The 24711-nt window shown below is 46.1% G+C and carries 15 protein-coding genes; 9 read left to right on the forward strand and 6 right to left on the reverse strand.

Translation table 11 applies throughout. From position 1 onward, the window contains the following. Positions 1-11: 11 nt before the first annotated feature. The 4 genes from BUR42_RS10560 to BUR42_RS10575 all read left to right on the forward strand — a co-directional run bounded on the left by BUR42_RS10560 (position 12) and on the right by BUR42_RS10575 (position 8770). Positions 12-1616 carry a RagB/SusD family nutrient uptake outer membrane protein gene (locus BUR42_RS10560; protein ID WP_074239197.1) on the forward strand — a complete coding sequence of 535 codons (1605 nt, stop codon included), beginning with the start codon at positions 12-14 and terminating at the stop codon, positions 1614-1616. Between the two features lie 57 nt (positions 1617-1673). Beyond that, positions 1674-7112 carry an Ig-like domain-containing protein gene (locus tag BUR42_RS10565; RefSeq protein WP_084185504.1) on the forward strand — a complete coding sequence of 1813 codons (5439 nt, stop codon included), beginning with the start codon at positions 1674-1676 and terminating at the stop codon, positions 7110-7112. Positions 7113-7183: 71 nt separating this feature from the next. Beyond that, a complete protein-coding gene (locus BUR42_RS10570) occupies positions 7184-8122 on the forward strand; it encodes a hypothetical protein (RefSeq protein ID WP_074239199.1) in 939 nt (312 codons plus the stop codon). Positions 8123-8137: 15 nt separating this feature from the next. Then, positions 8138-8770, forward strand: a complete 633-nt coding sequence (locus tag BUR42_RS10575; protein WP_074239200.1) for a class I SAM-dependent methyltransferase — start codon at positions 8138-8140, stop codon at positions 8768-8770. A gap of 122 nt (positions 8771-8892) precedes the next feature. Here BUR42_RS10575 and BUR42_RS10580 read toward each other — a convergent pair whose 3' ends face one another. The 3 genes from BUR42_RS10580 to BUR42_RS10590 all read right to left on the reverse strand — a co-directional run bounded on the left by BUR42_RS10580 (position 8893) and on the right by BUR42_RS10590 (position 13898). After that, positions 8893-12138: a S41 family peptidase gene (locus BUR42_RS10580; protein ID WP_074239201.1), complete on the reverse strand. Its 3246-nt coding sequence runs from the start codon at positions 12136-12138 to the stop codon at positions 8893-8895. Between the two features lie 47 nt (positions 12139-12185). After that, complete coding sequence (locus BUR42_RS10585; protein WP_084185505.1) at positions 12186-13472, reverse strand: glycoside hydrolase family 2 TIM barrel-domain containing protein; 1287 nt, start codon at positions 13470-13472, stop codon at positions 12186-12188. Positions 13473-13544: 72 nt separating this feature from the next. Then, the gene (locus BUR42_RS10590; RefSeq protein ID WP_234979650.1) at positions 13545-13898 is read right to left on the reverse strand and encodes a winged helix-turn-helix transcriptional regulator; all 354 of its coding nucleotides are present in this window, start codon (positions 13896-13898) and stop codon (positions 13545-13547) included. Positions 13899-13948: 50 nt separating this feature from the next. On the opposite strand from BUR42_RS10590, the gene BUR42_RS10595 reads away from it, so the two are divergent. The 5 genes from BUR42_RS10595 (at position 13949) to BUR42_RS10615 (ending at position 18174) form a co-directional block, all read left to right on the forward strand. Then, a complete protein-coding gene (locus BUR42_RS10595; RefSeq protein WP_200798246.1) occupies positions 13949-14938 on the forward strand; it encodes a ClpXP adapter SpxH family protein in 990 nt (329 codons plus the stop codon). A 447-nt stretch (positions 14939-15385) separates the two neighbouring features. Continuing rightward, the gene (locus tag BUR42_RS10600; RefSeq protein WP_074239202.1) at positions 15386-16123 is read left to right on the forward strand and encodes a hypothetical protein; all 738 of its coding nucleotides are present in this window, start codon (positions 15386-15388) and stop codon (positions 16121-16123) included. A gap of 26 nt (positions 16124-16149) precedes the next feature. Further along, positions 16150-16359, forward strand: coding sequence for a hypothetical protein (locus BUR42_RS10605; protein WP_074240536.1), 210 nt, complete (start codon positions 16150-16152; stop codon positions 16357-16359). 246 nt (positions 16360-16605) lie between these two features. After that, positions 16606-17226: a Crp/Fnr family transcriptional regulator gene (locus BUR42_RS10610; RefSeq protein WP_074239203.1), complete on the forward strand. Its 621-nt coding sequence runs from the start codon at positions 16606-16608 to the stop codon at positions 17224-17226. Between the two features lie 264 nt (positions 17227-17490). After that, positions 17491-18174 (forward strand): hypothetical protein, encoded by a 684-nt coding sequence (locus BUR42_RS10615; RefSeq protein WP_143197406.1) that lies wholly within the window; start codon positions 17491-17493, stop codon positions 18172-18174. An 846-nt stretch (positions 18175-19020) separates the two neighbouring features. Here the strand turns inward: BUR42_RS10615 and BUR42_RS10630 are convergent. The 3 genes from BUR42_RS10630 to BUR42_RS10640 all read right to left on the reverse strand — a co-directional run bounded on the left by BUR42_RS10630 (position 19021) and on the right by BUR42_RS10640 (position 24521). Beyond that, positions 19021-22122 (reverse strand): efflux RND transporter permease subunit, encoded by a 3102-nt coding sequence (locus BUR42_RS10630; protein WP_074239207.1) that lies wholly within the window; start codon positions 22120-22122, stop codon positions 19021-19023. Between the two features lie 2 nt (positions 22123-22124). Next, positions 22125-23081, reverse strand: a complete 957-nt coding sequence (locus BUR42_RS10635; RefSeq protein WP_234979651.1) for an efflux RND transporter periplasmic adaptor subunit — start codon at positions 23079-23081, stop codon at positions 22125-22127. A 114-nt stretch (positions 23082-23195) separates the two neighbouring features. Next, on the reverse strand, positions 23196-24521 hold the full coding sequence (locus BUR42_RS10640) for a TolC family protein (RefSeq protein ID WP_074239209.1): 1326 nt from the start codon (positions 24519-24521) through the stop codon (positions 23196-23198). Positions 24522-24711: the final 190 nt, after the last annotated feature.

The raw sequence follows: 24711 nt of genomic DNA on the forward strand, positions 1-24711 counted from the left end.
AAAACGATCTTATGAAGAAGTATATATATCAATTGCTGATGATAGCTGTGCTGATGAGCATTGCACCTGGATGTAAGAAATCGCGCCTGGACCTGGTAGATCAGAGCGCCTATGCGTATGAAACTTATTTTAATAATATCACCGCGCTGAACCAGGCCACCATTGCCAGTTACGCCACATTGCTCCATCCCGGGCTATGGGCCAGGGAGTACTACTATATTTTTGATCTGATGGGGCACGATGCCAAACGCGCCAGCTTTTTGCTGGGTGCAGAACAGGAACTGGGCGATTACAGCTTTGGTACCAACAATGCCAATCTTAGCTCGTTATGGGGCTCCCTGTACCGGATGATCTTCAGGACCAACCTGGTGATAGACCGGGCCGCTGCCTGGAACCCTACCGCTACCGTGGATCGCGCCAAGCTGAACCAGTACCTCGCGGAAGTAAAGTTCCTGCGTGCGTATGCTTACTTTCACCTGGTAGTATTATGGGGGGATGTGCCGCTGTACACCGACTATCAAACCACGCTTAATAACAATTATTTACCCCGCACTGCCGCTGCCGATGTGTGGAAGCAAATAGAAAAAGACCTTACAGAAGCACAGGCTACAGCGGAATTACCGGTGGTATACCCCGCCGCGGAATTGGGCAGAGCTACCAAAGGTGCCGTAACGGCCCTGCTTGGCAAGGTATACCTGTACCAGAAAAAATGGGCCGCTGCACAAACGGAACTCGAAAAACTGATGGGGGCACCATACACCTACAAACTTGATCCTTCCTATGACAATGTTTTCAGTACCACCAATCAGAACACGCCTGAAAATATTTTCCAGATCATGAACCAGCAGTGGACAGACTGGGCCATTGGTTCTCCCTATTATATGTTCGGCAACGGTGCGGAACAGGTAGGTAAACAAACACACAGCGGTCGTGCCATGGAGTATGGTTTTAACGATAACTGGAAGAATGTATATATCAGTAACGCGGCCGTTAAAGCATTCACTTATACCCATCCTGCCACCGGCCTGCCCTATACAGATCCCCGTGCCAAATCCACCTTCTACGGCACCGTTGCTACCGGCGGTGAAACCGTTTTCTGCCAGCAATGCCCTACCGGACCAAAAGCGTATCCTTTTGATGCCGCCGATCCACAAGGAGATTATCGCTGGAAGAAATACGAGTATTACCATCTCGTGGAAAAATACGGCGATCCTAAAAGCCCTATCAACGGACAGGTGATCCGCCTCGCAGATGTGATGCTGATGCTGGCCGAAGCACAGATCCAGCAAAACAATACAGGCAATGCACCACTGGCGCTGATAGACAGTGTTCGTTCCCGCTCCGGCGCATTTTTATATACCAGCCTGGGCGATAAAACAAATGCCATGAACATACTCATGCGTGAAAGGCAACTGGAATTATGCGGTGAACAATCCCGTTATTTCGATCTGCTGCGCTGGGGTATCATCAAACAAACCATCAATGCAGAAAAGGCTGCTGAACCAGGAACAGGTACGCAACCTTTCCAGGATAAACATCTTCTATTCCCCATTCCTGATGCAGAAAAAAACTATAATCCTAACGTAGCCAAAGCCGTCAAAAACGGATGGAATTAATCAAAGACACAGCATGATGTATCAGGGATAGTTCAATATAATCCTAAATAATTCCACATGAAAAAGATTTGCTACACCCTATTACTCGCCATTTTTTACATGGCGGCCTCACAGGGAGTGCGCGCACAAACCTATACCTGGAACCAGGTTCGGATAGGTGGCTCCGGCGCCATCCCCTCTTTTGTGGCGCACCCGCTGGTACCCGATCTTTATTTCATCACCACAGATGTAGGCACTCCCTACCGTTGGAATAAAGACCTGCAGAAGTGGGAGCACTTAATGTTATTCAAAAAGATACCGCTCAACTACTGGAGCTGGGAGTTTCACCAGCGTTGCGGCAGCATTGCCATAGACCCCAGCGATTCAACCGGTAACATCCTTTATGCCACGGTAGAGAACGGTGCTGGTTCCGGGCCCGGTAAAGGCTCCAGCACGGTAGGTACCATTATGAAAAGTACTGACAGGGGTGATACCTGGACGGACCTTAATGTTCCTATCGCCGTGCACCCGAACAGCACACAATCATTCGGCGATCGTATACAGGTAGATCCTGCCAACAGTAATCATGTGTGGGTTGTAACAGACGCGCATGGTGCTTTAAAAACGCAAAATGCAGGTACCAGCTGGACGCAGGTAAGCAACATCACTACACCGGGCTATTGTTCTTTTATTCTTTTCGATAAAAGCTCCGGCACTGTTACTGTAAACAGCCAGACGGTTACTAAACGGATCTATATCGGCCGGCAGGCAGGTGTATACGCATCGGAAGACGGCGGGCTTTCTTTCACGCTGATGAGCAACAGCCCTGCATACCCCATCCGTGCCACGATCCACGCGGATGGAACGCTGTACATATCTGCCGGAACCGAGAACCAGGAAAAGGGTGTTTACAAGTATAAGAACGGCAGCTGGCAGAACATCTCTCCCGTAACTTTAGAACCCGATCCTGATCCGAATAAAAACGACAGGTTCTTCATTAAAGTTGCAGTAAATCCTGCCAATTCAGATCATATCATTGTAGGTACCCGCGGCACCTGGCAAAAGGACCCTTATTATATTTCAACACATGGCGGCGCACCCGGCACCTACTCACCGGGGCAGATCACACGTGATAATACAGAAGCGCCACATTCGAAGAATGATGGTGTACCATTCAACGCACCGGGCCATAATTCCTATGGTTTCCACTGGGACCCTTTTTATCCCAACCGCGTGTGGTTAAATGATATGCTGGACGTACTTTCCACAGATAACATCTTTGCAACCCCTACCAACTGGAAGATACGCGTAGTAGGTTTGGAAGAGATCATGGTAACCGGTCCGCTGGTAGCTCCTCCCAGCGGCAAGAACCTGCTGCTCTCCGTTACTGCGGATGTGGGTGGCGCACATCACCGCTCTCTTACGGAGCCCCTGAACCAGGGTAATGTGGCCAATACTGCTTTGTTCACCAATATCTTCAACGCTTTTAACATGACGGGCGTAGCCTTCCAGTACAACGATCCTGAGTTTGTTGTACGCGTTGGCTGCGACGGCCCGGCCACTAACGAAGTGGCTTATTCGCGTGCAGGTTACTCTACCAATGGCGGAGATACCTATACCCTCTTCCCCCAATCACCCGGTATACGCGGGCGTGTAGCCGTGTCCGCTAACCGCAGGAATATACTCTGGCTTACGCAAATGGATGGTAACAGTCCCGGTAATGTGTACTGGTCAGAAAACCTGGGCACCAGCTGGCAAAAGTCCACCGGCGTTTCTGCCGGCATCTTACCTGCAGGCCCGCAGTGGAACCTGTACCCCGGGCAAAATCACCTCGCAGCAGATAAAGTGAACGGTGATTATTTCTATATCTGGGACCGCGGTTCTTTTTATGTAAGTTCCGATGGCGGAAAGTCATTCGTGAAAACAGATGCCACAGGCCTTACAGCCAATGCAGGCAGCAACCCGAACGGTTCAGCTTATGCCACCACTTCCAATGTTGAAGTAACACCCGGGAAAACCGGCGATGTGTGGATTGCCTTTCACAATGAATCCTATCCGCAATTCAGCGGGCTCTTCCATACAACAGATACAGGTAAAACATTCAGCAAAGTAGGGGGTGAAGATTTCAAGCCCAAATGGATAGCTGCAGCCATGTCCGACACAACAGTGAATGCGCACCTTGCGCTGTATGTGACCAGCCAGGCTATTCCCATCAATGGCATTAACTACGGCGCTTTCCGTTCAGACGATACCGGGCGTACCTGGACCACCATTTTAGACAGGTTGCCGGGCGTAGCACCGAATATTACGGCAGACAATAAAGGAAGGATGTTTATTTCCGCTCACGGGAACGGTATCTTTTTTGGTACCCCTGTAGCGGGCCCCGTTCAGTCCGTGGAAATTATCAATCCTGCATCGGACACACTGGTGAAAGGATATACCACTAAACTGAATTTTAAGCTCACACCCGCCTACCCCACTAACCCGGCCATTGTATGGAGCTCTTCCGATACCACCATCGCAAAAGTGGACCAGTTCGGGAAAGTGAGCGGCATCAACACCGGTAATGCCACCATCACCATTACATCGGTCGATGGCGGGAAAACGGATACACATCCGGTTGTTGTGGTCCCTCCTACTATATCCACGGGCATTACGATAGACAGTGTTGTTTATGGCACCATGAATACACCTAAGCAACTCAGCTTTGCCGTTGTGCCTGCCAATACGACCAACAAAACACTCACCTGGTCTGTGGCCGATGGTACCATTGCGGGTGTGGATGCAAATGGTGTGGTCACGGGCCTGAAGCTGGGTACCACCACGCTCACGATTGCTGCAGCAGACGGTGGCTTTAGCAAAACTGTGCAGTTGACTGTGAACACCATTGTGACAGCGATCAATGCCGGCACTAATGCAAACCCGCCAACACCTTACCAGGCTACCACTATCGGCCAGTATGTACCCGAAGGCGCGGCCAACACCGCCGGTCTCTGGCATGCAGGATATACAGGGAATAGCAGCATCACTGCAACCGTAGACCTGAGCCAGGTAACAGAACCTGCGCCGCGCAAAGTATATGAATACATGCGCATCTCCAGGAATAACGTTACACAGATGCGTTACTATCTGCGTAACCTGATCCCCAACGCCAACTATGCGGTACGCCTGCATTTTATAGAGCCCAGCAATACAGAAAAGGCCAATCGCATCTTCAGTGTAAAGACCATCAGCGGCGACAGCCTGATCAATTTCAATCCTTATGCTGCGGCCGGGAATAAGCTGAACACTGTTGTAACGCGCACCCTTGAAGCGAAAGCAAATAGCGCAGGCCTGATAGAAGTATGGTTCTATCCCAAAGTTGCCGCAAACGATCCACATAGTGCCTCTATCGCTGCTCTTGAAGCGCGCATTATTCCACTCCAGGGGATCAGCATTCATTCGGACAGCAGCAACCTCTATGTTAGCTACAAAGATACATTGAAGCTGACCACTACGCCGGTGAATGCCACTAACAGGAACCTGGTATACACCTCTTCCAACCAGGCAGTAGCTACAGTAGACCTGAACGGCGTTGTAACAGGAAGATCTGCGGGAACGGTTACGATCACCGCAACGTCTGTTGAAGGCGGCTTTACGGCTACCAAAAACTATAACGTAATTTACATACCGGTTACATCTTTAACGCTGGATAGTTCATCAGCTACTGTATTTGTTGGCTCCGGCATCCAGCTGAATGCTGCCATCGCTCCTCCGAAAGCCAGCAATAAAGGGGTAATATGGACGTCTTCAGACACGCTGCTGGCTAAAGTAAGCAGCAATGGCACCATCACCGGTATTAAACAAGGCGATGTTATCATCAAAGCCACATCGGCTGATAACCCGGCTATTTTTGCACAGGCCAATGTGCATGTGGCCAATGTATTAGCTACCAGCCTTACGCTGATCCCCTCTACCGCTATCATTGGTGCCCAGGATACATTGCTGATGAAGTTCAGCTTCTCTCCTGCCAACACCTCCATTAAAACGGTTGTGTGGAGCAGCTCTGATGCAACAGTGGCTACCGTTGATAGTGCAGGTATTATCACTGCCATTAAACAGGGTACTGCTACTATCACCGCCAATACACAAGATGCTTCAGGCGTTTCAGCTACACTGCCCGTAACGGTAGTGCCCTTTGATTCCTGCGGCGGTATACCCAACTACGGCTTCGAAAGCGATCTGATCAACTGGGTCACTTACCTGAAAGGCCAGCCAAATACCGGCGCAGTGTACACCGTGAGCGGTAAAGGCCACTCCGGCGATAAAGCGGCAACACTGGGCTTTAATAAAGACAAAACCAGCATGAACATCCAGGGTACTATCCCTGTAAGAGGAAACAGCATCATTGTATTTAAGCAATGGGTGAAGGTAGAAAGAGGTGCGGACGGTTACCCCTGGTGGGCCGGATACGGCGTTGGATTTGTGGATAGCCTTGGTGCTGCCACTGGTACTGCGTCCGTTTCAAGAGATGTACATGGAGCCGCATACTATGATAACTGGGTACAGATAAGGGATACCATTACCGTACCTGACAGCGCGGTTGGCCTCACTTACTGGATCGCTAAAGAAGGCCCCGGTCACGTATGGCTGGATGATCTTTGCATAGAAGTTTTAAAGACCAACAAAAAGGCTATTTACGGTATCAACGCAGGTACTACAACAACCCCTGCCGGCCCATATGCCAATACCACCTTTGCACAATATGTTCCGGAAGGGCCTACCGGCACAGACAAACTCTGGCATGCAGGTTATACCTGGGTACAGAAAGTGAATTCGCCGGTGGACCTCTCTTATGTAACCGATCCCGCTCCGCCGCAGGTATACGAGTACATGCGCGTATTCAAAAGCAATATCACCCAGATGCGTTATTACCTGCGCGATCTCACACCCAATACCGTGTATGCCATCCGCCTGCACTTTGTTGAGCCACAGGATGCGGAGAAGAACAAAAGGATCTTCAGCATCAAAGCCACTAACGGCCTGGACAGCCTTATTGACTTCAATGTGTACCAGGCAGCAGGTAACAGGCTGAACACGGCTGTGATAAAGACCATCAGGGCCACAGCCAACAGCGCAGGTATGATACAGGTGTTCTTCTACCCTAAAACAGGATTGTATGATCCTTATAGCGGATCAATTGCTGCTATCGAGGTGCGCACGCTGATGACGGCAGATACGCTGGAAAGTTTGCAGAACGGGATCGCAGCGGTTGGCAGCAGATCAAACGTCAGGCTGGATTTTTCAACGGAAGTGTTTCCTAATCCTTCCAGCAGTGGATTTAATGTAAGGATGACTTCTTCATCTAAAGCAGAAGCATTGCTTAACATTGTTGATAATGCCGGTAGTGTAATTTATTCCAGGAGGATAAATGCCGGTACATATTACCAGGTTGGGCAAAACCTGAAACCGGGGCTTTATTATATCACGGTAAGGCAAGGGGTTCAGAGCAAGACGATGAAGGTTGTGAAACAATAATGGGTTATAACTTCCATAAAAAGAGCGCTACTGTAATGGTAGCGCTCTTTTTTTATTTTAACTTGTGTACTATGAAGATCATGCTCCTGCTAATAAGCCTGGTATTTAATACCAAACCCATTAAACACTTCACTTATTTCGGCAGGGACCGGGAGAAGATCCATGACCCTGCATTTTATAACAATCCCAATATAACAGGTGCGCAGATCAGGTATGCATGGCGGCAACTGGAACCTGAAAAGGACATTTATAACTTTAGCGAGATAGAAGAAGATCTCAGATTCCTGGCCTCCAAAGGTAAAAAGCTCTTTATTCAGGTCCAGGATGCCACTTTCCTGAAAGAAAACCATGCTGTTCCCAAATACCTGGTAGCTGATACTATCTATCACGGAGGTGAAGCAAGGCAATGTGACGATAATGATTGTTATGGATATGTTGCAAGAAGGTGGGACCCTATGGTAGCGGAGCGCTTCTTTAAACTTTTACGTAAGCTGAGTGAACAGTTTGATGGCAGGATTGAAGGCATTAACCTCCCTGAAACGTCCATTGACATTTCCGAAAAACAGCTGCCGCAAGGTTTCAGTGACGACGTGTATATAGCAGCCATAAAACAGTATATGAAGGTGACGCGTGAATGTTTTAGAAGATCCGCTCCCATCCTGTACGCCAACTTTATGGTTAAGGGGCAGGAAGGGCTTAAGGAACTCTATGACTACGCCGAGGAAATTCACATGGGAATGGGCGGGCCGGACATTAAAGTGAATAAACCTTTCCAGATGGCTAACAGCTATCCGCTGATCAGGGCTTTATCAGGCAAAGTAATTACCGGCGTGGCCGTTCAGGATGGAAATTATGATGTAATTAATGTGAAAACTAATAAGAAAGTAACCGTTCCTGAGATCCTCGATTTTGCGCAAAACTATCTGAGGCTGGATTATATCTTCTGGTGTACGGAGGAACCGTATTATACCAAAGAGGTGCTTCCCTTGCTGGCTTCGCTTAAAAAATAAATAACAACCGGAATTATGGAAATAGTAGAAGCGGCCGATGCGTTTGACAAGTCTGCCAAAATATACCAGGATAAATTTATGGATGTCAGCTTATTTGCCGATACCTTCAATTTTTTCTGCGATAACATACCCGCCGGCAATGCATCTATCCTGGATATTGCCTGTGGGCCCGGAAACATCACCCGGTACTTACTGGATAAAAAACCGGGTTACGATATATTGGGAATTGACCTGTCGCCCAATATGCTCAGCCTTGCACAGGCCAATAATCCAACAGCTGAATTTCAGTTGATGGATTGCCGTGAAATAGGCCATATCGAAAAGAGATTTGATGGGATCATGTGTGGTTTCTGCCTGCCCTATTTAACACCCAATGAAGCCGTTGCGCTGATCACCGATACAGCAGGATTGTTAAAACCAGGCGGTGTATTTTATGTAAGCACTATGGAGGAAAATGATCATACCAAATCAAGATTTCAAAGATCAAGCTCAGGTGACCAGGTGTATGTAAATTATCACAGGGAAGATCATTTAACGCAAGCCATGCAGGAAAATAAATTTGAAGTGGTCCATTTAAAGCGTTTCAGCTCTCCTGATAAGGACGGTGTAATGATCACCGACCTGGTATTGATCGGGAAATTGACATGATCAGTTAATTCCAGCCTTCGCGCACCGATAAGATCGGCGCGGGGCGATCAACTTCATTCCCTAAAAACAGTAAAGCCGCATAAATCTTATGATCTATGCGGCTTTACTATCGATATCAATCATTACTTCGATTTATCCGGAAACGCCGGGATCTTCGGCACCCCTGTTTTCCCGCCCTGCGCCAGTTTCTCCAGCAGCACTTTTATACCCTGGGTCAACTGCACATCATTGCCTTTGTATTCAACATACGGATCATTGATCACTTCAATATCAGGATGCACGCCCTCCCCTTCTATGATAAACGAAGATCCATCCGGCGCAAAATGTGCGAATTCCGGTTTCCGCATATCTCCGCCATCAATAAACGGAAGCGAACCGCTGATCCCAACCACACCACCCCAGGTGCGTTGACCGATCAGGGGGCCAATACCATTGTATTTGAACTGCCAGGGGAACAGATCGCCATCGGAAGCTGAGTACTGATCGATCAGGCAAACCTTTGGCCCTATATGTGCATCCGGTTTAATAGATGCTGTTTTGCTGTTCCGCAACATAGTGCCCAGCGATGGCCGCCGTAATAAGCGCTCAATGATCATCGGCGATACGTTTCCACCGCCGTTACCACGATCATCAATGATGAGCGCTTCTTTATCCAGCTGCGGATAGAAATAACGCGCGAACTGGTTAAGCCCTTCCACCCCCATGTCAGGGATATGCACATAACCGATCCTGCCGCCGCTGGCTGCATTCACTTTGGCTATATTCTGCTGCACCCATTCATGATAGTAAAGAGAAGATTCATCGGCAATGGGTTTCACCAATAGCTTCCTCACATTTGTTGCCGATGGAGAACCCGCCACTTCAATTTCTACAAACTGGCCTGCTTTACCGGCCAGCGTTTCGTAAAGATTATTGACCACCTTCATAGAGGTTCCATTGATGGAAATGATATAGTCCCCGGCTTTCACTTTCAAGCCAGATGCGCGCAAGGGAGATACCAGTGTTTTGTTCCAGCTTTCGCCGGACAGGATACTGTCTATACGGTAGTACCCGCTTTTATCCCGACTGAACCTTGCTCCCAGCAGGCCCAATTGAATACGGTTGATAGGAGGCCTGTCCCCGCTGTTAACATAAGCGTGCCCGATACTCAATTCTCCGATCAGTTCACCGATCAGGTAGGTAAGGTCATCGCGATGGTTTACATAAGGAAGCAGCGGTGCATATTTGTCGTGCATGGCTTTCCAGTTTACGCCATGCATATTCGGATCATAAAAATAATCCCGCATCTGCCGCCAGCTTTCATCATAGATCTGTTTCCATTCTGCTCTCAGGTCTACCGTTATCTTTAATCCGCTCAGATCCACTTTATTGGCAGGCGTGATCTTTGACTTACCCAGGCTTTCAATAAAGAAATCGTTCCCTGTGCGGAACATGATCTTCTTTGCATCTGGTGTAACACTGTATCCGCCAAAGTTGCCGATCTCTGTTTCTTTCAGATCTGTGAGGCTGAAGAATTTGAACCCTCTCGGGCCGCGGGTGCCAGAGGAATAATAAACCCCATCTTCCACAGGTAACAGCCCTCCGTAAGATCCGGGAGATACAGGCAGGCTTTCAATACGGTCTGCCAGGCCTTCTTCGTCCACCACCACAGTTACTCCTTTTCCTGCAGGAACAGGTGTTTTTTTACTGCTGGTATCTGCGTCTCCCTTCACACTCACTTCATCGTTCTTATCAGCTAAGGGCGATCTATCACTGGCGCTGAGCCGGGCAAAATAAGGACGGCCCATATCTGTATAAGCATGGTTCCATTCAGTATTGCTGTAAGTGGGATTGAAGTCGCGCTCAGATATAAAATACAGGAGCTTCCCATCAGGGCTGAACTGTGGCCCGCCACTGTCGTACCAGGTATCGGTAACGGCAATGGTTTTCTTAGTATCGATATGATAGAGTTTGATCACGCTGAACTCACGTGCTTTACCGGGAACGGTAAAAGCGATCCATTTGCTGTCTGGCGCAAATGTGTATGATCCAAGTGTGCCCGCATCGGAATGCGCCACCAGTGTTTTGTTTTCTGAAACAACATCCACTATAAAAAGGTCCTGTTCCCGGTTACCGAACATCAGGTATTTACTATCCGGGCTCCATACGGGATTAAACTTATAAGAACCTCCTCCTTTCGTTATTTGTTTCGCTGGCTGCGATCCGCCCTGTTGCTGGATATACAATTCATCTTCCCCTGTACGGTCCGAGATGTAGCTGATCCATTTTCCATCGGGGCTCCAGCCAACATTGCGGTCGTGCGCGTTGCTGGATTGAGTGAGATTACGTGTAACGCCCGATTTGGAGGGAACCGTGAACACATCGCCGCGTGCGCTGAAAACAGCACGTTTGCCATCGGGCGACAGGTCCCAGCTATACACAAAGTCAGCCGCATCTACCTGTTTGGAACGGCCTGAGGCAAGATCTTCCGCGATGGTGATGTTCAGTTTCCTTGCCTGGTTATTGGTGAGGTCCAGCAGGTAAATATATCCTCCATTCTCAAACACGATGGCATTATCGCCTAACGATGGAAATTTGACATCAAATTCTTTGAAGGTGGTTACTTTCTGCGTTTGTTTTGTTTTGGTATCATATACAAAAATGTTCGCCGTTCTGTCCCGCTCACTTACGAAGTAGATCTTATCGCCATGATACATGGGAAAGATGTCCTGTGCCGGGTTGTTAGTGATATTTTCTGCTTTACCGGATGCAGGGTCTACCAGCCAGATATCATCCGCCATACCGCCACGATAATTCTTCCAGGTGCGGAACTCCCGGAATACGCGGTTCATGGCCATTTTGGAGCCATCGGCATTGTAGGAGGTCCAGGAAGCAACGGTGAAGGGCAATTCCTGGCTGAGGTCTCCATTGAGCGGGGCCAGGTAAAGTTTGCCTTTGAATGCATTAAATGAGGTACCGCGGCTGCGGTAGATCACGTGTTTGTCGTCCGGCGTCCAGCCCATTACTATATTGTTAGGGCCCATACGGTCCGCTATATCATCGCGGCCGAGGGTGGCTGTGTAGGTGATCCGTTTCGGTTCGCCGCCGGTAGCGGGCATAATGAAAACCTCCGTATTGCCGTCGTATTGGCCGGTGAAGGCAATTGTTCTACCATCATGGCTGAAACGGGCAAACATCTCGTAGCCGGGATGGCTGGTAATGCGCCGTGCCACACCGCCTGTTACGGGAACAGTGTAGAGATCACCTGCATAGGTGAAGGCCACCTGGTTACCATGAACGGCAGGGAAGCGAAGCAAGCGGGCATCCTGTTGTGCTTTTAAGGTAAGGGTTGATCCGAATAGGATGAAACCGGTAAGGATTTTTTTCATTAGGGTTTAGACTTTGTGTGAATATGAAAATACAGTATTTATTGGGTTTACTTTTGAGGAGGAGTTCCTACAAAAAAAGGAATGTTGCCGGTAGCCACTTTATTCCTGCCATTACTTACGTATAAAAACAACCTATAAGCGCCGGTTTTTTCAGGGGCTTTCAGGGTACACCCTGCCTGGTTGGCTTTTACCAGGCCTGGTATGGCTTGTGGCCTTGATTCGCGGTCTCCGCCCTCCTTCAGGTCCGTGCTTTCGGGTAATAGTTCCCAACGGGCAGTGAGGTGATGGCCCTGACCCTTTACGTAAGTATGCACCGGGTAGGTTTTGCCTGGTTGCAGGTAAATAAAGCTGGTGGCACGCTTCCCATCCAGCGTTAACGAATCCAGGTGAGGGGCAGGGTTATCCGGCCATTTGCCCGTCCACAAATATTGCATCACGTCTATTACCTCTGATTCTTCTCCCGCTTCCGTAAACAATCCATACCAGGTAGGCGTGCGTTCCTGCTTTTGCCCCCACAGGAATACATAGGATCCCAGGCAACTTTTGTCTATTTTCACAGACGCCTCATAACGTTTCCTGTACACTTCCGCCTTTTCACTGCTGGTTTCCTCTATGGCTGCTTTCCAGGGGGTGATGATACTTTCCCAATGACCAGTTGGGCCCCATTCCGTGACGATATACGCTTTTTTCCATCCGGTATTTATGATCTGTTGCGGCACCTTCGCTAAGCCCCCATATACCTGTACAGCCAGCAAATCAAGGTCCGGGCACCTCGCTATCACCTGCTTTACTACCTCCGGGTTTACGCCTGCCAGCATGGTTGTAACCGGGTGATCAGGATCTTCCTCATGGATCATTTTAGCAATATCGTTCACCGCATCCCATACCTTAGGATTTTTGTAGCTGAGATTAAGTTCATTACCAATGCCCCACATCAGCAAAGCCGGATGATTGCGGTATTTGATCACTTCCTGGCGAAGTTTCTCCAATTGCTTACGAACCGCAGCAGTATCATCATAGTTAAAGCCATGCCTTTCTCTTGCCACATCCAGCCCCATTGTTACCGTTAAGCCAAGTTTATCTGCTTTATCCAGGTCCTGGCCGGCATTACTGGTACTCCAGGTACGCAGGGAGTTGCCGCCATACTTTGCCAGCCTGTCCATATACCTGGTGCCACCCGCGCCCTTTATAAAATAAGGTTTGTGGTCTCTCATCAGCACAAAACCACTGTCGTTTTTCACGATTTCTACTTTTACAGGCTGGGCTTTCACCTGCCATGCAACCGTTAATAGCAGGCATGTAGCTGCGAATTTAAATAGTAAGGATCCCTTCATTAGATGATAGTGAAGATTAAATAAGGCTAATTTACTATTTTTTGAATGCCCGTTTTTTTTAAAATAAAAGAGCTATTTCAAACTTTCCAACTGTATAAAGACTGGGATCAGGGCTTTCCCATTTTCGGTGAGATTGTATTCGATGTGCAGTGGTTTCTCCTTTATGATAACTTTTTGCAACAAGCCGCCTTCTTCTAACTCCTTTAAGGCAATGGACAGTGTTTGTTTATTAGATCCTTCAATCTGCCGGAGTAAACTACTAAACCGTAAAGGGCTATCTACAGCCAAACGAAATATTTCCGGCTTCCACTTGCCTGACAGCAACTTTAAAAGTGCCTGTGCAGGGCAGGTTGCATTATCCTCTGTTTCCTTTTTAGTAGTCATAAAAAACTGACTTATTGCAGATGCCAGCTGAGACGTTGACATTTGTGCAAAAATAACATTTTATGGCACAGGAAAGCGCAATTATTCAACGAATGAAGCCAGTTATCTATCTCCTGCTGCTGCTAACAATGCCCGGTAACCAAAGTTGCCAGGCGCAAACAAATAAGAAGATGGAAAATACCAACCCTTTATTATGTGATCCGGAAAGTGGGGTTTGTGAAATGCCGGGGCAGCAAAACAACCCTGCAGGCACTATCAGATCAGAAAAGAAACCAATTAAGGTGGTTTACTATACTGACCCTATTTGTTCCTCCTGCTGGGGAATAGAGCCGCAACTGCGGAAACTTAAATTAGAATATGGTGATGTTATGGAAATAGAATACCGGATGGGTGGTTTGTTACCGGATTGGAGCTACAATAGCGGCGGCATCAGCAAACCCTCCGATGTTGCCCACCATTGGGATGAAGTGAGCCGCCATTATGATATGCCTATTATTGGCGATGTTTGGATAGAAGACCCTTTACCGTCCTCCTATCCCCCATCCATCGCTTTCAAAGCAGCACAACTGCAGGACAATGGAAAAGCTATTCTGTTCCTTCGTGCAATCCGGGAAATGGTTTTCCTGGAAAAGAAGAATATTACCAAATGGGAATACCTGGAATCTGCCGCTAAAAGCATTGGATTGGATATTGTTCAGTTTAAAAAGGATTACGAAGGGAAAGCACAGCAGCTATTTAAGGAAGATTTGAAGTTAGGCAAGGAGTTAGGGGTCCGGGGCTTCCCTACGATGTTCTTTACCGATGTAACAGGCAAAACTGAAATGGTGTATGGGTCTAAGCCTTATAGCGTTTATGAAGGTGCTTTGCTGAAGCTTCAGCCTGCTTCCGTAAAGAATGCGTATGATACAAGCTGGGATTATGTGTTTTCAACATATCATTCACTGACGGCAAAGGAGTTTGCTGAACTGACAGGAACGGCGAGGAATGAAAGTGAGAGGATATTGGATGAGTTAACTGCAAGCGGGAAGCTGGAGAAACTGGTAACGAGGAATGGGGCAATCTGGCGGGATCTGGGAATCTAAAAATCTATATCCAATCGTCCTTCAACAATATAATCGCCTATGAAGGCGCATGCGCTTGCAAAGAGCTACTATAAACAGTAGCTCTTTTGTCTTTTTCTCCTGTCAATCCCGTATCATTCCCGTAGCAATCCCGTATCAATCCCGTACCCATCCCGTATCAACCCGGGGTACCTGACAAAAAAACATGCTCAAATTCCCTCAAATGACACCAATTCCATCATAAACCCTCTATTCCCGCAAAACACCTCAATTCCCGCAAAATCCACCTAAAAACCTCAAATACCACCCGCTGATTTTTCATGCCTTCATTTGCCATCTACTTTTGCTTTATCGGTACCGAATACACGGATACTGGAAAGACGTCGCCAGTTTTCTGTGTACTAAGGCGAAAGGAGTTAGCCTTTGTAATAACTCCCTAAAACAAAAACAATTTTAAATCTTACTACAATGGCCAAACAAACAGGCGTAATCAAAATAGAAGGAACAGTAGGCAATCTCACCTTCTATACAACCAAAGACGGATCTTTTGTCCGTGAAAAAACCAAGGCAAGGGAAATCACCAACGACCGGGTTAAAGAAAACATGCAGGAATTTGCAAAAGCCGCCAGTGCCGGCGCGCTGGTCCGCAAAACATTTGCGACCATCATCAATGACATCAAGGACACTTACCTGATCCGCAGGTTATCACAGGAGCTAGCCCAGGTGATAAAATCAGACAAGGTAAATCCACGCGGGTTTCGCCGCGTTCCGGATGGAAATATTGAATTACTGAATGGCTTTGAGCTCAATTCAGACATTGCGCTCAGTACTGCACTGAAAACACCGTATACAGCGGAAATTGACAGGGCAACGGGCGTGATGAAATTAGATGTTCCGGCCTTTAATCCCGGCAAACTGATCGTAGCCCCTCCGGCTGCCAGCCATTTCAGGTTCACCATAGCAGGTGCTATGATCAACTTTGAAACCGGAGAACATTTAATGGCGCTTAATGCAGGGGAAGAATTGCCGCTCAGCAAAACGGAAGGCCCCGCAATTTCGCTGGAAGTACAATTGCCGGTTACAGGTACAGCACCGCTGATCCTTGCACTGGGCCTCTCCTTCTACCAGGAAGTGAATGGCATTTACTACAGTGTAGGGGAAGGTTTCTACAATGCCCTTGCATTTGTAGCTGTTTCAGGTTCCTGAGTGATCACCATTAAATGGACCCTTATATGGGAATCAAAGAGCGGTTATTTTCAAAACCACCTCCATTCTTTCGCAAACTTCGAACACTCGGTCTGGCACTTGTTGCAGCAGGCAGCGCAGTAAGTACCGTTAATATTACAATACCAGCAATAATAGCCGAGATCGGCGGCTATCTGATCGTTGCAGGAAGCGTAATGGTAGCGGTAAGCCAGGCAGTTGTAAAAGACGAAGAATAAGGAGTAATAACGCCCCGGTAAGTCCCGGGGCGTTTTACTTTTCATAAGATGAAGTGAAAAATTTCTTTGCCAGGTATTTCATTTCTCCTACATTAGCGCTCAGCGTAACCCCATCAGTAAAGGTCCGTTCAAACAAGTTTGAGTTTATCAAATAACCAATCACAGCCCCCTTTCTGAACACACGCACTGAGCAGCACTATCGTCCTTTTAAGCACAGCCATTATCTAAAAAACCAAATCAATTTTCATGAAAAAATTTACAGACGATCAAATTTATGCTGCTGTATCCGGCAGATTGAACGCTTTTACCATGCTTCCTCCACAAGTACATGAAAGAATCAGAGAAAAAACACAAATCGTATCTTTTAAGAAAAGGGAGATCTTTCACAGGGCAGATGAAACCTGCAGGTATTGCTACTTTATTGTTGATGGCTTTACAATGGCGTACACATTGGATAAGGATATGGAAGAAATAACTTCCTGGTGTATGGATACAGGAGATATCATTACATCCGTTATCAGCTATTACACACAAACTCCTTCAAATGAATACCTCGTTGCCCTGCAGGATTCCATATGCGTAAGATTTCACTATGAAGATATGATAGCTATTGCAGAAGAATTTCCTATATTCTACAAACTCATGTGGCTTGTTGATGTACACTACCATATGCAACTCTACCTGCGGGATTCCTGGAAGGGGCTGGATGCAAAGGACAGGTACATAAAATTACAGGAGCACTTCCCTAATATCATTCTGAAAGCCCCTCAATCCGTCATTGCCTCCTATCTCGGTATATCAAAGTTTCACCTTAGTGATATCAGGAGAGAGCTTAAACTTGGCAATCCTCCGGAAGAGGAAGAATAATGTAAACACCGCATTTTATTGGGAAATCCCAATTTTATCTGTTTGCAGGTGAAATACCTTTGCATTGACAACAACATTCCAATGAAAAACTACCAGGCGCGTGCGCCATAGTAATTAACCTGTTTTTATGTTGAAATTAAACCCACTTCCACAACAATCTCTGGCACACAAACACACTTATTAGCGTGTGTTCCATTTTATTTCAAGAGCATTTATGCGCTTCCATGAATGGGAGCACTATTATCTATTTAAAAAAACAAAATCATGAAATTATTCCTTAAAGACAAGGGATTGGTGTCCGAGAGACATCTCAGGCAGGCTATATATTTTATGGAGTACAGCCGTAGAGATCCGAACATGAGCTACCTTCTCCTCTGCATCCAATTGCATCTGATTGTGCTCTGGAGCAAATATGCATTCATAAAAAAAGTGCCATTCCATAAAAAATGGTTCCTGGATAACTTCAGCCTGGAAGAGTTCCCTTCTCTGAATGGTCAGCAACTCAATGAATCACTGATGAAACTTGATCAGATAGGCTATATAAAGTACTATCCTTCCGAAAGCCCGGAGGAATCAGATAGGTTTACAATGATCCTGCTTTTGAAGATCAGGGCCTATCCGCAAATAGTATGGAAAGGGAATACCTTCCGGGGCATCAAATCTCTCAGAAAACATATGCAGCTGAACCTTCCGCTCGCTATAGACGACCGTGGCCTTAAAATAGCGGATAGCGTTACCAGTTCTCCCTTCGCCCCTTCCCTTAAGCAGATAAAAGACCTGTTTAAGGAATACAAATATCCTTTAAAAGAAGCAGTGGAATTTTATCGTCACCATCAATACAACGACTGGATACATGCCGGTAAAACAATACGTAACTGGGAAAGGAGTGCCCATCAATGGATGAAGAAAGCCAAAGGAGGCATCACCACCGATCAATTAAAGACTTAACAAAATGATTCCAAATCGCATTGTGATCTATATCAGGGATATTCAGAATATAACAGGGCGTAGCGAGAATGGGGCGAGATCACTGATGGATAAGATCAAGAAGGCATATGGGAAAAAACAGCGGCAATTTGTGACATTGACAGAGTTTTGTGAGTATTCGGGGATGGATGAGGAAGAGGTTAAATTATTTCTTAAGCGGTAAATGAGCATTTATGATGGAGGTAAACGAATATTTGGATATTCTCAATTAGCTTATTTCTAAAAACCACATAACACGCCTGAACAATTTCATAAAATCGCACCCAAAAGCCCATTTTATTTGATAAATATCTATTTTTTTGAAATAACATTAGATTTATTTCATTAAAACCCATGAATTACTGTAAATTACATCATATTTGAAAGAAAATTGTGGGGTGATGGAATTGGCAGACATGCCCTCTTGTCTCGGGGGTGGAGATAAAGGATAAACTTTAGCATAATTAACTAACCATTTACTTCTTTGTGCTATAAGCTAACAGCTCCGTGCAGGTTCGAATCCTGCTCCTACAGCAAAAGACCGGAAGAATATCTTCCGGTCTTTTTTATGCCATACACCTCATTAACTTATACAATTGAATCTCAAAACAATTTGAATGAAGACAGTTGAAACCTGAGCTTCCCAATTCAATACCGGAATTATTAAATGTTTCAAGTATGCCTGAACAAACATTCAGAACAGCGCAAACACATTTAATGAAACGAAATCTATCTCAGAAGAGCAGCTGAAAAAAAGCCTGAGTAAGACTACCCCGGCCTTTCCTAGTAAACCTACAACTGTTACATGTTTGTAACACTATTTCTAATTCACCTAATGAGCGGCTTTCCCTTAAAACGCACCAGGAAATCCTCAATGATAAGATACATACCTGGTACTACAAACAGCGTAAGGACCATAGAGCTGGTAAGCCCGCCAATGATAACCCAGGCCATACCATTCTTAATTTCTGAAGCGGCACCGCTGGCAATAGCGATCGGCAGCATGCCAAAGATCATTGCCAATGTGGTCATCAGGATGGGGCGAAGCCTTTCTTTCCCTGCTTCCACCAATGCTTCTTTAACAGTTCGTCCATCGGCTTTAAGCCTATTGGTAAAATCCACCATTAATATGGCGTTCTTGGAAACCAATCCCAATAGCATGATCATCCCGATTATTGTAAAGATGTTCAGGGTCTCCATAGTAAGGGCCAGCGCCAGTAATGCCCCTATTAATGCTACAGGAATAGAGAACAGTACCACAAAAGGATATACTGCATTTTCATAGAGGGCAACCATGATCAGGTACACCAATAAAATGGCAGTGATCAGCGCCAGGCCCAGACTGCCAAATGCGTCCGCCTGGTTTTTTGAGTCGCCGAGGTAATCTATACTGATCCCAGCCGGAACTTTTACTGACCTTGCCTTTTCTTTTATTTCTGCTGACACGGTACCTGTTGGTCTACCGGCAACATTAGACTGTACAGTAATGGCACCTAAACGGTTGATGCGCTGCAGGGTTGTTTCCCCTAATGTTTCGGTGACTTCTGCAAACTGGTTTAGCAGGATGTTTTGCCCCCGGGTGTTTACGAAGGACAAATTCTTTATGTTCCCCACGTCCGAACGGCTGTATTTGTCCAGGCTTACCCGGATATCATATTCATTACCGCCCTCCTTGAACTGTCCTTCTTCATTACCACTAAAAGCATTTTGAAGCGTAGCACCAACGGTACTTGCGTTAAGCCCCAGGAGGCTCATTTTCTCCCTGTTTAATTTAATGCTTACTTCGGGTTTTCTTTCCTTTACAGAAAGCTTTACGAATTGAGTTCCCGGAACCTGTTCCACTATGCTTTTGTATGCTTCGGCAACTTCCCTTACAACGTTAAGGTCCACTCCTTTAACCGCGATCTGTATAGGGGCGCTGCTCACATTTCCTGTAATGGAAGTAGCTACATTAGAGAACTTAACACCTTTTACAATGCTGCTCAATTTCTGTTGAATGTACACCCCGAATGCATCTGCATTCATATTACGTTTCTTTTTATCCACCAGCGTCAGCGTAAGTTCAGCAAGATTGGCATTGCTGCCGGCCCCCGATACGTTTCCGCTTATAAAACCAATACTTGAAAATACTTTCTCTACCTCAGGTTGTTGCAGCAGCACTTTTTCAGCCTCCTGCACCAGCATATTTGTTTTATAAATAGTGGCCGCAGGCTCCAGTTCCATTCTTAATACGAGATCCCCCTGGTCCGTTTTGGGAATAAACGCCGCACCTATAAAGCCCATAGGAACCAAGGCGATTGCACCAACGATCAGCAGCAGCACCCCTGAAAGCAGCCATCTTTTTTTACGAAGCACTATTTCCAGTGATCTTGCGTATTCATCTTTAAGCATCTCAATAAAACGTTCAAAAGCAAGGTTCATTTTTCCCCACAACGTTTCCCGGGTCAAATGCTCCAGTTTGCCAAAACGGCTCACCAATAACGGCGTTACCGTAAAAGAAACAAAAAGGCTCATCAATGTGGAGAATACAACAACCAGGGAGAATTCCCGGAGAATAGCGCCAATCATCCCTCCGGCCAGTGCTAAAGGAAGGAACACTACCACATCCACCAGGGTGATAGAAAGGGCGGTAAACCCAATTTCATTCCGCCCTTCAAGTGCCGCGGTGCGTTTGTCTGACCCCATTTCCATATGACGATAAATGTTTTCCAACACTACAATGGAATCATCCACCAGGATCCCTACCACAAGAGACATCGCCATTAGCGTCATCAGGTTGAGGGAGAAGCCCAGTAAATACATGGCAATAAATGTTGGAATAATGGAAGCCGGCAGTGCAATCAAAACGAACATAGAGCTCCGTAAGCTGTGAAGAAAAGCCAGCATCACGATACCGACAATCATCACTGCAAGCCAAAGGTCCACCATTACCGCATCTGCTGCATGCAGCGTGTAGATACTTTGATCAGATGAAACATTAAACTTTAGTTGTTGAGTGGAGTATTGCGTTTCTACATTAGTAAAGGCTTTTTTCACATGCCTGCTTACATCTACCGCATTGGCGTCACCCTGTTTAATGATCTGCACGCCGATAGACGGGACGCCATTAATATGATTGATGGCAGTTGTTTTGGCAGTGGCGTCAACTACTTCTGCAATGTTTTTAAGATAGATTGCTCCATCCGTTGGATGTTGCAGAACAATGAGGTCCCGAAGTTGATCCAGGGAAACAACATTGGCATCATACCGTATGGAAAACTGCTGGTTCTTTGTTTCAATACCTCCGGCGGGAAAGGAAAGATTGGAAGCGCTGATGGCTTGTGAAACCTGGCCGATGGAAAGCCCATAGGCTAATAGTTTATCCTGCTTAATATTGATCTGTATCTCACGCTGGTCCCCTCCTATTATATTCACCTGTCCAACGCCTGCAACGTTTTGTAAAACAGGCCTGACCTGTTTATCCACCAGGTCGTAGAGGCTACGGGGAGACATATTTGCAGTTACACCTGCTTTGATCACTGGGGTTTCCTCTAAATTAACTTTGCTGACCAACGGCCGTTTGGCATCTTCAGGAAGATCGTTTAATGCAAGATCTGCCTTTTGCTGAACATTCCGCTCAGCTTTATCTATATCAGTTCCGCTTTTAAATGATACGGTTATGATCGAAACACTCTCCTGTGATGTTGAACTGATCTGGTCCAGGCCTTCAACTGATGAAAAAACATCCTCCAGTTCTTTGGTTACCGTGTTCTGCACCTCGGCCGCAGAAGCGCCGGGATAAATAGTACTCACGGAAACGGTAGGCACTTCTATCTTTGGTAAGAGATTGTAGTTAAGACCTAAATACGACTGTATCCCAAACAGCACCAGTACTGTAAATATAACGATCAGAAGCAAAGGTCTTTTTATGGCTATTTCCGTAATTGACATAATTAATTGCTATTTGAAACATTTACCGATGCGCCATCTTTTAGGTTGATCTGCCCCGAGGTAACCACCAGTTCTGCTGGCTGCAAGCCGCCGGTAACCTGTATTTTATTCCCGTATCCTTTCCCGGTATTTATTTTCCGCAACCTGGCTTTTCCGCCTTCAACCACGTATACCGAAGCATCCTGTGTACTTTCATTTAATGCCTCCCTGGGGATCAGTAGTATTTTCTGTAATGTTTTCTTTGAAAAATCTGCGTTTACAAAAGTGCCTGCACGCAATGGAAAAGAGCTGTCATTTGCTACGGTGATCTCCACAAAGTAATTAAAGGCTCCGTTTGCCTGTGGGCTGATAAAAGTGACCTTACCTTCGAAAACCTTATCAGCATAAACTTCCGTAGTGAGTTGTACCTGCTGGCCAGGTTTTACCTGGTAAACTTCTGATTCTGTTAAATATACTGCCGCCTTTAACGAAGACAGGTCCGCAATGGACGCAATCTCCCCTCCAGTGGCAATAAATGCTCCCTCTTCAATTGGCTTGGTGTAAATGGTCCCACTAACCGGCGCCTTTATGGAGGCATCGGCAATTTGTTTGCGAAGCTGTTGTACCTGGTTAAGGGCATCCTCATAGTTCAGGCGGATCTCATTCACCTTTTCCCGGGTGGCAGCATTTCCTGCTAAAAGTTCAGTATAGGTTTGCAGATCATTTTTCAACTTAGATTCGTTAAACAATGATCTTTGCAGATCGTATTGTAACAGCCGGGTATCAATGATGGCAAGTACCTGCCCCTGGCGTACATAGCTTCCCAGGCGGAATTGGATACGCTGAACGCTTCCGCTTGTTACAGACAAAGCTTTGGCTTGTTTACCAGGTGCCAAAGTGCCTGTCTTTATTAAAGAGACCTCTTCTTCTACTTCACTTGCGGCAATGGCAGTAACGGGTATATTTACGTTTTCGGTCACAATTGCCTTCTTTGCCTTGTTGATCTTCTGTTTGACAGATATAAGCCTGAGGGCTATGATAACTACGACAATGACACAGATAAGTATTACTATGAACTTTTTTTTCATCTTACTTTAAAGTGATCTGTAAAATGCTTTTAGTGATCCGGCTGCCTTTTCAAGGTCGATACGCGCTTTGTAATAAGTATAAAGTGAATTGAGATAAGCAGTTTGAGCTTCCTTCAATGAGTGCTGCGTATTAAGCCAATCGGTGAGATCTGTGGTACCTTTCTGAAACTGAAGATCGGTTACCTTAAATACTGATTGAGCTAGTTCGATCGTGCGCTGATCATTTTCAACATTTACTTCTGCCTGCAAAAGTTTAGTCCTTGTATTATCATACTCCACTCTATATTTACCCTCATTTAGTTTCAGGTTTTCTTCCGCATTCATGCGTTTGATCTCAGCCTGCTTATACCTTGCATTTCTCTTATAGAAATCGAAAACAGGAATGCTCAATTTCAGTCCTGCAGCTGAATAAGGCAGCAGGTCATTATAAGCGCCTGTAATGTTGTTTCCAAAACCATTGGCACCATACCTGAAGTAAGCGTTCAATTTAGGCAGCCCCTCTGCCTTAATACGGGATTGATCTACCTGGAGTAGTTTAATGTCCAGTTGGGAAAGTTTATAATCAATCCTTGAAGAAGGAGAAAAGGTGGTTGAGCTATCCCCCGGCATTTCTATTTTGGTTAAGACCTGTACTGCAAGTGGCTGGTCGATGGCATATCCCATTTCGTATTTCAATTCATTTTCCGCCAACTTCAGGTTACCGGATGCAACCCGTGCCTGTGAAATGCTATTATTATAATCGACCATCACCTTATCAAGGTCCTTTTGTAGTGCAACACCTTTGTTTACCCGCAACTGATATATAACTATCTGCTTTTCATAAGCCTCCTTATTATAGGCTAACAGTTCAAGCTGTTGGGTATAGATCAGTATCTGGAAGTATGCGGTGGAAATATTATAGATAATGGCTTCCTGGCTTTGGGCTATATTAAGGTCCGCTTGTTGCGCATAATATTTATTCGCTTTCAGCCCTGTTAATAAGGCTTTATCGTAGATCACCTGGTCCAGTTGCCCAAAGGCATTGGAATTAAATTTCTGAGTAAAAGACACTTTAAGTTCATCGGGGCCAAAAATTCCTGCCGGAATTACGCTTTGCTGCAGTTTAAGGTTATTATCAAGCGTTGAAGCCACAGATACTTTCGGCAGGTAATCTGCCAGCATTTCTTTTGCCTTTGCATCAGCTGCTATCTTTTGATTAGCATAGATCTTATTATTGCGGTGATTGGCAAGCCCATACGCTATACACTGTTTTAATGTCCATGGACCTTGTGCGCTACATTTCAATGCGGCAATGAATAAGAGTAATGTAATGCTTGTTGCTTTGGGTATCATAAGCCTTTGAAAGCGCTAAACTATACGATAGAACAAGGGCAGATCTTACTATTATACCAAAGCCGCCCGATTTTATACAAACTGCGCTCTTTCAACCATTGCCTGTATTTAAAATCAAAAACATACACCCCAGCTTTAGCCGGTGTAGTGGGAGCTGCAAATTTCAATTGTCCAGGCACATTTGCCATAT

It is taken from the genome of Chitinophaga niabensis, from assembly GCF_900129465.1.
Taxonomy (GTDB): Bacteria; Bacteroidota; Bacteroidia; order Chitinophagales; family Chitinophagaceae; genus Chitinophaga; species Chitinophaga niabensis.

Bases quoted from the DNA above. Each gene is read 5' to 3' on its own strand.
- BUR42_RS10560 (WP_074239197.1), top strand. From the start codon at position 12: ATGAAGAAGTATATATATCAATTGCTGATGATAGCTGTGCTGATGAGC.
- BUR42_RS10565 (WP_084185504.1), top strand. From the start codon at position 1,674: ATGAAAAAGATTTGCTACACCCTATTACTCGCCATTTTTTACATGGCG.
- BUR42_RS10570 (WP_074239199.1), top strand. From the start codon at position 7,184: ATGAAGATCATGCTCCTGCTAATAAGCCTGGTATTTAATACCAAACCC.
- BUR42_RS10575 (WP_074239200.1), top strand. From the start codon at position 8,138: ATGGAAATAGTAGAAGCGGCCGATGCGTTTGACAAGTCTGCCAAAATA.
- BUR42_RS10580 (WP_074239201.1), bottom strand. From the start codon at position 12,138: ATGAAAAAAATCCTTACCGGTTTCATCCTATTCGGATCAACCCTTACC.
- BUR42_RS10585 (WP_084185505.1), bottom strand. From the start codon at position 13,472: ATGAAGGGATCCTTACTATTTAAATTCGCAGCTACATGCCTGCTATTA.
- BUR42_RS10590 (WP_234979650.1), bottom strand. From the start codon at position 13,898: ATGTCAACGTCTCAGCTGGCATCTGCAATAAGTCAGTTTTTTATGACT.
- BUR42_RS10595 (WP_200798246.1), top strand. From the start codon at position 13,949: ATGAAGCCAGTTATCTATCTCCTGCTGCTGCTAACAATGCCCGGTAAC.
- BUR42_RS10600 (WP_074239202.1), top strand. From the start codon at position 15,386: ATGGCCAAACAAACAGGCGTAATCAAAATAGAAGGAACAGTAGGCAAT.
- BUR42_RS10605 (WP_074240536.1), top strand. From the start codon at position 16,150: ATGGGAATCAAAGAGCGGTTATTTTCAAAACCACCTCCATTCTTTCGC.
- BUR42_RS10610 (WP_074239203.1), top strand. From the start codon at position 16,606: ATGAAAAAATTTACAGACGATCAAATTTATGCTGCTGTATCCGGCAGA.
- BUR42_RS10615 (WP_143197406.1), top strand. From the start codon at position 17,491: ATGAAATTATTCCTTAAAGACAAGGGATTGGTGTCCGAGAGACATCTC.
- BUR42_RS10630 (WP_074239207.1), bottom strand. From the start codon at position 22,122: ATGTCAATTACGGAAATAGCCATAAAAAGACCTTTGCTTCTGATCGTT.
- BUR42_RS10640 (WP_074239209.1), bottom strand. From the start codon at position 24,521: ATGATACCCAAAGCAACAAGCATTACATTACTCTTATTCATTGCCGCA.